Below are 11,008 nucleotides of genomic sequence, written 5' to 3' on the forward strand. Positions count from 1 at the left end.
GTCCGCGACTGAATTAAACGACCATACCGCCTTGTTTCAAATATTTCGCGATCCCCTCAACGGCTCTATAGGCTAGCGCTCCAACCGTACCTGTCGGGTTGTAGCCACTGTTATGAGCGAAAGCCGACGCTCCGACGACGAACACATTTTCGGCATCCCACATTTGTAAATAGGAATTTACAGCAGAGGTAGACGGGTCCGCACCCATTATAACGCCGCCGGTATTATGCGTCGATTGATACGGCACGATGTTGTAAGGCCCCAGCTGGTCGGACGAGCCAATGGTGGTGGGATTCATCTCCTTCATAATCTCTGCCGCTTTCCCGCTCACGAATTTGATCATCTGCCGGTCCTGCTCTTCGAAATCAAACGTGATACGCGGCAATGGGAGCCCATACGCATCTTTATAGGTGGGATCCAGGTCTACATAATGATGCTTCCACGGTAAGCTTGAGCCTTGAGGGGATACGGCCAAAACACTGTTCGCATATTTAAGCGATTTCTGCTTAAAATCTTTTCCCCATGCAGGTGTGCCTTTAGGTACCGAGTTGGTGGCAATCGGTCTTTGTCCGGTTTGCGAGATCCGAATGCCAGCTCCGTGAAGGAAATTGAGATTGCTATGATCGAAATTGTCACCGTTAAAATCAGGAATCTCCATCCCAAGCGATCCGGCGCCGGCAAACAAATTGAACGCTTTGTCATCAAAAAAGCCGGTAGCGGAGCCTCCGTTCGTTTGATAGCAGTAGTTTTTGCCGATTACGCCTTTTCCGGAAGCCGGGTCATAGGGTTTACCCAATTTGGAGGTGAGCAGAAGCTTAATGTTGTTGAACACATAGCTGGCCATAATCACAACATCAGCAGGCTGCTCAAATTGTTCGCCTGTAACCGTGTTGACATAAACCACTCCGCTAGCCTTTTTGCCGTCATTTAACACTTGAATGACATTGGAGTAAGACCGCAGTTCGAAATTGCCCGACTTTTCAGCGACTGGGAGCACCGTAACCACAGCATCGGCCTTCGCTCCATACTCACAACCAAAACGTTCGCAATATCCGCAATACTGGCAAGCCGCTCTGGTTATGCCATCCGGGTTCGTATACTGCTCCGACAAATTCGCCGATGGCATCATATAGGGGTGATAGCCTAGTTTTTTCGTTGCATCCTCAAAAAGCTTCAAAATCGGCGTTTTCACCATGGCCTTCGTCGGGAAGGGATTCGAGCGCTTGCCGACCATCGGATTCTGATCCGGATCACCCGATATGCCGGCTAACTTTTCAAACTTGTCGAAATAGGGCTCCAATTGATCGTAGGTAATGCCCCAATCCTGGATGGTCATGCCATCCGGTATTTTTTGCTTCCCGTACCTCTCAACCGTTTTACTATAAATTTCAAAATCGTAAGGAAGGAACCGGTACGTTTGTCCGTTCCAGTGGATACTCGCTCCTCCAAGCCCCTCGCCGAGCAGAAATGAACCGTACTCACGCATCGGGACAGCCGCTACTTTATCCGTATTACGGAACGTTACGGTTTCCTTGGAAAGATCCTGCATCAGATCGTATCTGGATGCATAGCGCAGCTCGTCGTGCACCATGTAGTAGTCCTGTGTGCTCCTTGGTTTCCCGCGCTCCAACCCAACCACCTTTACTCCTTGCTTCGTCAGCTCGGCGGCGATGATGCCCCCTACCCATCCCATGCCAACAATTACTACCGGAACTTTCGGCATTTTAGTAGCCATACGCTTTATTCCTTTCCCTCATTGGATTTCATTCTTAATGAACAAAATGATCATGCAAGCTACGCGGTTCCATAGCGGCAAATTGATCCTTGTCGATGATTGTTACATAACTCATCTGATTGCCCGGATATTTCCGCATTTTCCAACCCTGCATATCCTTGTTCCCCCCGTAAAGCGGGTCCGCATATACGCCTTCCATCACGAGTACGCGGAATTGATTGAAGAAGGTTTTGCCTGTTACGCCATTTACAACGTTAATTTCGCCTTTCTCCATGGAGGTAAGAATGGCATCCTGCTCCTCGGGAGCCAACTCTACGAAGGATTTCGTATACTTCGCCTTGCTCGCATCCTCCATGCTCTGCAATCCCATCGTAATCAACTCGTGGCGCTCAATACTTAAGTAATCCCCTTGTGTAGCTTCACCTTTAACAAAAGGACCCGTCCGATACGTGCGGGCATTCACTCCCCAAGGACTTGCCAACTGATGGTCAATGTAAAAAGCAACCCCCAGCTCACTAGCGCCCGGTCCGTTATCATCTTTTGGAAAAATACGTTCGGCAGCAGCTTCCGTCATCTGCAGCTGCGCTTGATTGAAAAACATCGGGGCTCTGTTATAGTCCATTCCTGCTTGCACTTGCGGAGATGCGGATGGTGAAGGGCTAGGCGTTGTCGACTTTTTCGTAAATCCACCAGAAATTGCGCTGCCGATTACTCCTCCTACAACCGCTCCGCCTATAGCAGTTCCGGTATACTTCAAGAAACTGCGTCGCGACGGGTCAGGGGAATTTCCCACATTTTTCTCAGCCATATTGATGCCTCCTTGGATTTTTATGAACAATAGGTTAGTTATGGTAGTTATGGATATCATGAGCCTCAGCTATTTTTCTTATTCATGTTTTGCATGAAAATTAGAAATACGGGCAATGTAAAGTTACAGACATTAGCGCAGAATTTTACATGCTATCAATGGCTGTCTTGTTCTTGAACCTACTCATATGAGGAGAAGTCCACATGAAGAAAACCTTATTAGTTCTTACTCTGCTGCTGGCCGGATCTCTAGCTGCTTGCGGCAAGAGCCCAACTACACCACAGGCAAGTCCGTCCGCATCAACAAGCCCAACAGCGACTCAAAGCTCAGGAGGGACAAGTACAACAAAAGTCGACGCACAAGCTGTGTTCAAAGCCAATTGTGTAAGCTGTCATGGCGTCAACTTGGAAGGTGCCGTAGGGCCTAATCTACAAAAAGTAGGAAGTAAACTGTCCAAGGATCAAGTTTCTACAACCATTACGAACGGAAAAGGGGCCATGCCTAGTTTCAAAGGCAAGCTTTCAGACGATGAAGTTTCTTCCCTCGCTACTTGGCTTGCCGACAAGAAATAGACGCAAAAAATCCCGCCTCTTAAATGAGTGCGGGATTTTTATATTAGATGATCAGCGGTACAACTTTGCCGCTATTCACATCGATTAAACCATGGTCTGTAATTTTCAAGGCAGGACTAACAGGTAAAGAATGCGTGCTAATAGACATGATAGGATTATAATGGCAGTAGCCTAACGACTCCATCGCCTTACGCAGCTGTTCTACTTCCTTGGCTACTTGCTCGAGGGGAGCTTCCGTTAAAATTCCCCCGACAGGCAGCCTAAGCGAAGCAATAACCTTACTGTCTTCTACAACGCTAAAGCCGCCTTGATTGCGAATCACTTCATTAGCGGCGATTACCATATCTAGCGGATTGCGACCGACAACAAGCAAGTTATGATTGTCATGGGAATACGTCGTCGCTATCGCTCCGCGCTTAATCGTATCGCCGTCAATTAGACCATAAGCCCGATTTCCATTTTTGCCATAGCGTTCGAAAGTAGCAATAAGCCCTTTACCGCTTTCCTGCCACATAAGCTCCCCGGAACGAACTTGAACCTCAGCCCGATGCTCTTCTGTGAATGTAGAGCCGTTCTTGACCATCATCACGCGGCAGTCATAACGGCCATCCATGATTTCCGTTTTGACTGAGAAATCCGCTTCCGTTAATGGCGGCATCTGGACACTTTGATAGTAATGCGCCGGAAAAGCAGGTGATTTTGTAATCGGGGCATACGCCTCTTGAGCATCATAAACTTTTCGTCCGTGCTTGAACACTTGGTCGATCGTCAGTTCTTCCAGGTTGGAAATTAACTGAAAATCGCCAATTTTGCCCGGAGCAATAACGCCGCGATCATACATCCGCATTCTTTTGGCCGGAGAAAGGGTACTCGCATAAATCGCATGCTCAGGCTTCATGCCCATTTCAATGGCTTTACGCACAATATGATTCAAGTGACCTCGCCGCTCGAAAGAGTCAGCCATCACATCATCGGTCACAAAGCAAAAGTGCTCAGACACTTCTTGCTCCACCAAATACGCCATCACTTCAGGCGTCATGGATTTTTCCTGAATTTCAATAAACATGCCTGCAGCGATCCTGGCCTCCATGCCCTCAATCGTCTGATGCGTGTGATCGGAATCCACCCCGCTGTATATCATCCTATGCAAATCCAAATCCAGCAGTTTCGGTACATGCCCCTCAATAATAAGATGAGGATAGTTCGTGCGGATATGATGGATGATGCGATTCGTTTTGCAATCGGGATCCGTTATGACGTCAACGTAGTTCATGATTTCGCCTAAACAAATAATCCGTTCGGTTCGCAAAAGCTCGTCCAAGTCCTCGATTTCAATCGAGCCGCCGGACGTTTCCATCGATGTGGCAGGAACCGAGCTGGGAATGGCATAGAACATGTCCGCCACACATTGGCGGCTTGCTTTGATGAATTCCTTTACCCCGTCTAGCCCAAAAACATTGGCGATTTCATGAGGCTCTGGAACGATCGTCGTAACACCATTGCGAATGAGGCCGTAGGAGAACGTTTCCGGCGTGACCATCGTGCTTTCAATGTGCAGATGGATATCGATGAGGCCGGGGATCATGTAGCGCCCTTTTCCGTCCAAGCGCTCTGCGGCTGCAAAGCTTTCCGCGCCTTTTTTTCCGATATATAGAAACTTGCCGTCTAGAACGGCTGCGTTGCCTTCAATGAATGTTTTAAAATAACTATTATAAATCCGTACATTTTCGATCAGTAAATCAACCTGCATCTGCCTTTACCTCCAAGTCCGCTACTCTACTAAAACTAATTTTTCGCTTGGAAAAAGAAGCCGAACCTCTTGACCGCTCGGATACGAAAATTCCATTTCTTTATTAACGGTAATGTCTCCGAGCATTGTCTCAACGACGTATTGATAGCTTCTCCCTAAGAAGGTGCTCACCTTAACGCGTCCCGTCAATCGATTTGGCCCTTCCTCAATTTCGCCCGGCATACCGATAACCACATCATCCGGACGAATAGCTCCTTGCATACCGGGCTGTTCTCCCTTGCTGGCATGTTTGGTTACGGTAAACATTTGGTCCTTTACTTTCAGCGTGATCAACTCGTTGTCATCATGCCTTGTATCGAAGGCGATAAAATTCGTGAAACCAATAAACCGAGCGACAAACTCCGTTTTCGGATATTTGAAAATCGTTGCCGGGGCTCCGAGCTGCTCAATAATCCCTTTGTTCATAATGGCTACCTGATCCGATATCGAGAAGCACTCTTCCTGATCATGGGATACATAGACCGTAGTGATCCCGAGCTCCTGCTGGATACGGCGAATCTCAACCCGCATGTTGATGCGCAGATTGGCGTCCAGATTGCTTAGCGGCTCGTCAAAGAGCAGCAGTTCAGGCTCAATCACGAGAGCCCGCGCAATAGCTACCCGTTGTCTTTGGCCTCCTGACAGTTCTTTCGGATAACGCTTCTCGAAGCCGGACAAGCTTACCGTATCCAGAATGTTCCGGACGCGTCGGTCCAGCTCAGCCCCGCTCACCTTCCGCAGACGAAGGCCGAAGGCTACATTATCGTAAATCGATAAGTGCGGGAACAAAGCATAACTCTGAAACACGAATCCGAAGTTGCGCTTGCTAACGGGAATCCGTGTGTAATCTTTACCGTTTAATGCGAACTTGCCTGCCTTAGCTTCTAAAAACCCGGCGATAAGCCGTAAAGTCGTCGTTTTCCCGCATCCGCTTGGACCGAGAAGAGATATCAAGTTTCCTTTTTCTACACTTAAATTGAAGTCCTTCAGAATATATTGCTGGTCGTAGGCAACCGAAATATTTTCCAGAGTTAGCAATGCCATGGATGAAAGCCTCCGTTATCGTTTGGTGAAGTAGGATAATCCCATCAACCGTTCAATGATGAACATAAGTACCGCGGTAAAGATCATAAGCAAAACAGAAATAGCAGCAATCGTAGGATCAAAATGGTTCTCCACATACGTCAGCATCTGAATTGGCAGCGTACTGACCCCAGGGCCTGTCATAAAGACCGAGATATCGACATTATTAAATGATTCCAAAAAGGCAATAAGAATGGCCGCAATAATACCGGATTTGATGTTCGGCAGGACCACTTTAAAAAAGGTTTTCAGCTGGCCCGAACCAAGACTTAATGCAGCTTCCTCAACCGCAAAATCGAAATTCGATAAGCTGGATGCGATGACGCGAATGATGAAAGGCAGCATAATCACGGTATGTCCAATCAGCAAAGCAGCATAGATCGGAAGGTGATACATCACGATAAGGTACTTCAGCATCGTAAATCCAAGCACGATACCTGGAATCAGCACGGGGGAAATAAAAACGGCATTTAGCGCCTCTTTCCCCTTAAACGTAAACCGGCTTAACGCATACGCCGCCGGAACGCCGAGCAGCAGTGCAAACAGATTGCCGATCAGCGATACCATGATTGAGGTGCCCGCGGTCGTCATGAACATCTTCACATCCAAAATGTTGCGGTACCATTTCAACGAAAATCCTGTCGGTGGGAATTTCAATACACTCCCTGGCTCAAATGAAGCAAACGCAATAATGACGAGCGGCCCGAGCAAGAATATATAGACAAGGAGGGTAAAAAAGGCCAGTCCCCGGTTCTTTTCCCGCATACTTCTACCCCTTCGGATTTAATTTAGTAGCCAGTTTATTCATAAGCGCAATGACGACGAATGTGATCACGATCATAATCACGGCAATAACAGAGGCGAGATACCAGTCGTTAAGAGTGATCGCATTCTGATAGAGAAATGTGGAGATAACCCGCTGCTTGCCTCCGAGCAATGCCGGCGTCGTATAAGCCGTTAAGCTTCCGACAAAAACAAGGATACTGCCTATGATTAATCCAGGAACGCTGAGAGGCACAATGACCTTCACAAAAGCCGTAAATCGGTTTGCTCCTAAGCTCTCCGCCGCTTTGATCAGATCCGGATCTATATTCTCAAGAACGCCGACCAATGTAATCAGAATGAGCGGCAAAAACAGATGGATGAGTCCAATCATCATGGCCGCTGGCGTGTACAAAATATCCAGCGGTTCCTTGATGAGACCGATCGCGATCAGGGCATTATTGAGCAACCCTTTTTTCCCTAAAATAATCATCCAACTGAACGACCTCACGACAGAGCTCGTCAGCAGCGGAAATATCGCTAGAGCAAGCAGAATTGCCTTCTGTCTAGGACTCTGTTTGGAGATAAAATAGGCTACCGGAAAGCCAAGCACTATACAAATAAGGGTGGTTACCAAGCTGACGCGCAGCGTCGTCCACACAATTTTGAGAAAGTACGGGTCCTTGAAGAAATTGAAATACCCTGCAAAAGTAAATGTTCCTTTATCGAAAAAGGTCGAACCTATCGTTAGAAGAATCGGAACTACCATGAAAACCGTCAGGAACAATACGCCTGGCAGCAATAATAAAAATAAATACTTTCTTTTCATGCAGCTTTACTCCTGTTCCTAGGTTCGCTATGCTCGCAGCGTGCGGATAAAAAGTTCGAGAAAATCGTCAGCCGAAACTTCGGTACACACATGAACGTTAGCCGCTTTGGACAAGCGGTTTTGAAAATCGCATACCGTTTGCCCATCGCACAGCTCACTCTTCGTTTCTACATCGACGTAATAGTGATGGGTAGTGACCAGCTGTTTATTCAGAGCAACTCCGACAGCAAGAGGATCGTGAAGCGCGCAGGCTCTTACGCCATTGCGTTCGTAGTAACGCTGCATATATTCCGCTGTGCTCTCCTTCACATATCGGCCTATAGGCGAGTCTCCGAGTGCCTGGATATGGTCATCTGTCAGAAGCGCTTTACGGGTTACGTCCAAGCCTACGAGCGTCAGGTTTGGAAAGCCCGCTTGGAATACAATCTTTGCCGCTTCCGGGTCGACGTACATGTTAAACTCCGCTGTAGGTGTCACATTGCCGAAGCCTTGAACGACGCCTCCCATTACAATCACTTCTTTTACCTGATGAATCAGATCAGGATACTTCATAACGGCTAAGGCTAAATTCGTCAGCGGCGCCGTCATGACTAAAGTGACTTCCCCTTGGTGCCGCCTCACTTGCTCCACGATGAAATCGGAGGCATGTCCCTCAAGCACCTTCGTATGAACGGGCATGTCTTTTAAAGCTCCGCCAAGCCCATCCTTGCCGTGAACGCGATGCTCAAAAAAAGTTGGGCGCATCAAAGGCTTGTTCGCGCCCTTAACGACCGGGATCTCATTCTCCATCTGTAACAGTTGGAGGATCTTGCATGTATTCAAAGTTGCTTGATGGAGCGATACGTTTCCATTCACCGTAGTGATGCCGAGGACATCCATTTCCCCGCTGCGTACGGCAAGCAGGATTCCCAGCGCATCGTCTATGCCCGTATCCACATCGAGGATGACCTTCTTTTTCATAAACAAACCCCCTTTAGTCCTGTTGAAGAAAACAAAGGTATACACACGAGCATATACCCTTGTAAGATTTCAATTATTGAGCAACTTCCTTGTTCCAGCGGTCGATCCAAGATTTAAGATTCTGATTGACGAATTTCATATCCATTTTGATCAGTTTGTTTACGACATCGGCACCGTAAGTAATCCCTTGCGCTTCATCAGCTGAAAGTTGAAGCGTGGTGTTAACAGGCGAATCTACTTTTGCTTTAGCTGATTTCTCCTGCACTTCTTTGCTCAAATGCCAGTTGATAAAATCTTCGGCTAGCTGCTTGTTTTTGCTTCCTTTGATGACGTTCACCGTATTCATAACGGCATAGGCCCCTTCTTGCGGGGAAATGAACTTCGTCTCCGGCACAGCCGCTCTCAGATCCTTCACATACATTTCCATGATAGGTCCTGCAGCAATTTCCCCTTGCGAGAACATATTTACGAATTCAGAGGTTTGACCATAATATTTCACGACGCCTTTGTTCAGCTCTTTCACTTTTGCGAAAGCTTGATCCGCATTGAATGTAGTGTTCCCGGCTACTAGTGACGCTGCATCTAAAATCATCGGACCCGTCGTAGACGTAATGTTAGGCAAAGTCAGCTTCTTGGAGAGCTCAAGACTCCACAAGTCGCTCCACGATTTGATCTCCTTACCTGTTGCTTTCGGATTATAGGCAATTCCAAATCGGCCAATCGTATAGGCTGGACCGTAATCTTCGCCAAGCGGCGCCTTAGCGATATCGTAGATGTCTTTTAAATTCGGAATACGGCTGCGGTCGATCTTGTCGAACAGTCCTGCTTCAATCCCTTGTTGTGCATAATAATCTGATAAGTAGATAAGATCGACTTTTGAACTTCCTTGTTTCACTTTGTTTAAACGTTCTGAGTTATTACCTATTTCCAAAACAATCTTAACATTATGCTCTTTCTCAAAAGGTGCGTATACTTCTTTCTTAAAGAAATCGTCTGAAAAACCCCAAGTGGAAATAACCAATTGCGTAGGTTCGCCTTTTGATGCTTCCGCAGGCGAAGTTGTTGCCGAATTCGTATTGCCCTCTTTCGTTGGCGAGGCTCCACAGCCTGTCAATGCCAGTCCTACTACAGATAAAGAAATCAAACCGCGAAGCATTCTTTGTTTCATTTTCAAACATCCTCCCAAGTTTCATATATAGGTTGAAGCGTAAATCCGTTTGTCAAATTTTCACTAGTATTCTACACGGGATCACAAATATATGCCGAGCCCGCCCTTGCTAAGGCTAAATAAATAAAAAAGTGCCCTTGATAGAAGATACCTTCTAACAAGAGCACTTTTCATCGTAAACAATGTAAAGAGACATCAAGTGTTATACAATCGGGTAAACTCTTAAGATAGATCAAAAGAGAAACACCGTGGTCTTGACTATTTAGTTGGTTTAAGAATAATGTTCGTTATCGCCCATTGCGTCGGTGGATCATAGTCTCTTAATACGGCATCCATAGATAGCCCCAGTTCTTGCTCCAGCTTTTCCCGGATTCTCTTCTTGTAAATCGAGGACATGTAGAAATCGACCTCGTGTTTCAACGTAGGAGCCTCTCCTTCTAACGCCGTTGAGCGGGGGGATCGACGATGCTTAGCATGAAAAGTAATGATATTCTGATCCAATGATACCTTCAGCAATGTTGTACCAAATCCGAATAACTCTTTGGAAATCTCGTTATACAGGTGACACAGCTTCTTCTTGTATTCATTAGAATCATCCGGTAAGGACATTAAATCACCTTCATGAGGAATAATTATTCTGTATTTTTCGAGCTATCCTAATAATACATAGGATTTCTGAATTAATCAAGGTAATCGTTCGTGATTTTATATGGAAATAAACTATATCGACCCTCAATTGTTTATAAAATCGCCTTTTTTCCGAATGTAGTTCTTCGAAAAGGATAGTTTCCGGTTAATGACGGGTGCAGGCACATCGCCACCACAGCTTTCATGCTGCTGCGATGTCAGTATAGGACAAAAAAACTTAGCCTGCGGCTAGGTTCTATAATATTCATCCGGTTTTCCGCTGCACTTCTTTCGTTGTGTCAAAACAAAAAAGACCTTACTATGTAAGGTCTTTTTGTAAATCTGGGATGCGGTCGGAGGGATTTGAACCCTCACGCCTTGTGAGCGCCACCCCCTCAAGATGGTGTGTCTGCCGTTCCACCACGACCGCTTAAAAGGTAATAAACTGGGGATCTAGGATTCGAACCTAGGCATGACGGAGTCAAAGTCCGTTGCCTTACCGCTTGGCTAATCCCCAATAATAAAAGGGAAAAGGGCGACCGATGGGACTTGAACCCACGAATGCTGGATCCACAAACCAGTGCGTTAACCCCTTCGCCACGATCGCCACAGTAGGGATTTATTCCCTGAAGACTAGATACGAAATTTGCGTAAAGTTGAATGCTTAGGTTTAAA

Annotated in this window: 10 protein-coding genes and 3 tRNA genes; 1 reads left to right on the forward strand and 12 read right to left on the reverse strand. The window is 46.6% G+C overall.

Annotated features, from left to right (window positions below; genetic code table 11):
- Positions 1–13 precede the first annotated feature (13 nt).
- Positions 14–1,735, reverse strand: a complete 1,722-nt coding sequence (locus GC097_RS30875; RefSeq protein ID WP_171687098.1) for a GMC family oxidoreductase — start codon at positions 1,733–1,735, stop codon at positions 14–16.
- A 34-nt stretch (positions 1,736–1,769) separates the two neighbouring features.
- Positions 1,770–2,543 (reverse strand): gluconate 2-dehydrogenase subunit 3 family protein, encoded by a 774-nt coding sequence (locus tag GC097_RS30880; protein ID WP_171687099.1) that lies wholly within the window; start codon positions 2,541–2,543, stop codon positions 1,770–1,772.
- A gap of 203 nt (positions 2,544–2,746) precedes the next feature.
- On the opposite strand from GC097_RS30880, the gene GC097_RS30885 reads away from it, so the two are divergent.
- Positions 2,747–3,115, forward strand: coding sequence for a c-type cytochrome (locus GC097_RS30885; protein WP_171687100.1), 369 nt, complete (start codon positions 2,747–2,749; stop codon positions 3,113–3,115).
- 43 nt (positions 3,116–3,158) lie between these two features.
- Here the strand turns inward: GC097_RS30885 and GC097_RS30890 are convergent, their stop codons facing one another.
- From GC097_RS30890 to GC097_RS30935, 10 genes are all read right to left on the reverse strand, one after another.
- Positions 3,159–4,865: an adenine deaminase gene (locus tag GC097_RS30890; RefSeq protein ID WP_171687101.1), complete on the reverse strand. Its 1,707-nt coding sequence runs from the start codon at positions 4,863–4,865 to the stop codon at positions 3,159–3,161.
- 21 nt (positions 4,866–4,886) lie between these two features.
- Positions 4,887–5,948, reverse strand: a complete 1,062-nt coding sequence (locus GC097_RS30895; RefSeq protein WP_171687102.1) for an ABC transporter ATP-binding protein — start codon at positions 5,946–5,948, stop codon at positions 4,887–4,889.
- Positions 5,949–5,963: 15 nt separating this feature from the next.
- Positions 5,964–6,752, reverse strand: coding sequence for an ABC transporter permease (locus GC097_RS30900; RefSeq protein ID WP_171687103.1), 789 nt, complete (start codon positions 6,750–6,752; stop codon positions 5,964–5,966).
- Between the two features lie 4 nt (positions 6,753–6,756).
- Positions 6,757–7,578, reverse strand: coding sequence for an ABC transporter permease (locus GC097_RS30905; protein WP_171687104.1), 822 nt, complete (start codon positions 7,576–7,578; stop codon positions 6,757–6,759).
- Positions 7,579–7,605: 27 nt separating this feature from the next.
- Complete coding sequence (locus GC097_RS30910) at positions 7,606–8,538, reverse strand: nucleoside hydrolase (RefSeq protein WP_171687105.1); 933 nt, start codon at positions 8,536–8,538, stop codon at positions 7,606–7,608.
- A gap of 73 nt (positions 8,539–8,611) precedes the next feature.
- Positions 8,612–9,706, reverse strand: a complete 1,095-nt coding sequence (locus GC097_RS30915) for an ABC transporter substrate-binding protein (protein WP_171687106.1) — start codon at positions 9,704–9,706, stop codon at positions 8,612–8,614.
- Between the two features lie 258 nt (positions 9,707–9,964).
- Positions 9,965–10,315 carry a DUF2294 domain-containing protein gene (locus GC097_RS30920; RefSeq protein WP_167067937.1) on the reverse strand — a complete coding sequence of 117 codons (351 nt, stop codon included), beginning with the start codon at positions 10,313–10,315 and terminating at the stop codon, positions 9,965–9,967.
- Between the two features lie 366 nt (positions 10,316–10,681).
- Positions 10,682–10,763 (reverse strand) — tRNA-Leu (locus GC097_RS30925).
- A 15-nt stretch (positions 10,764–10,778) separates the two neighbouring features.
- Positions 10,779–10,850 (reverse strand) — tRNA-Gln (locus tag GC097_RS30930).
- Positions 10,851–10,867: 17 nt separating this feature from the next.
- Positions 10,868–10,940: transfer RNA gene (locus tag GC097_RS30935), tRNA-His, on the reverse strand.
- Positions 10,941–11,008: the final 68 nt, after the last annotated feature.

It is taken from the genome of Paenibacillus planticolens (genome assembly GCF_013141725.1).
GTDB classification, from domain to species: Bacteria; Bacillota; Bacilli; order Paenibacillales; family NBRC-103111; genus Paenibacillus_E; species Paenibacillus_E planticolens.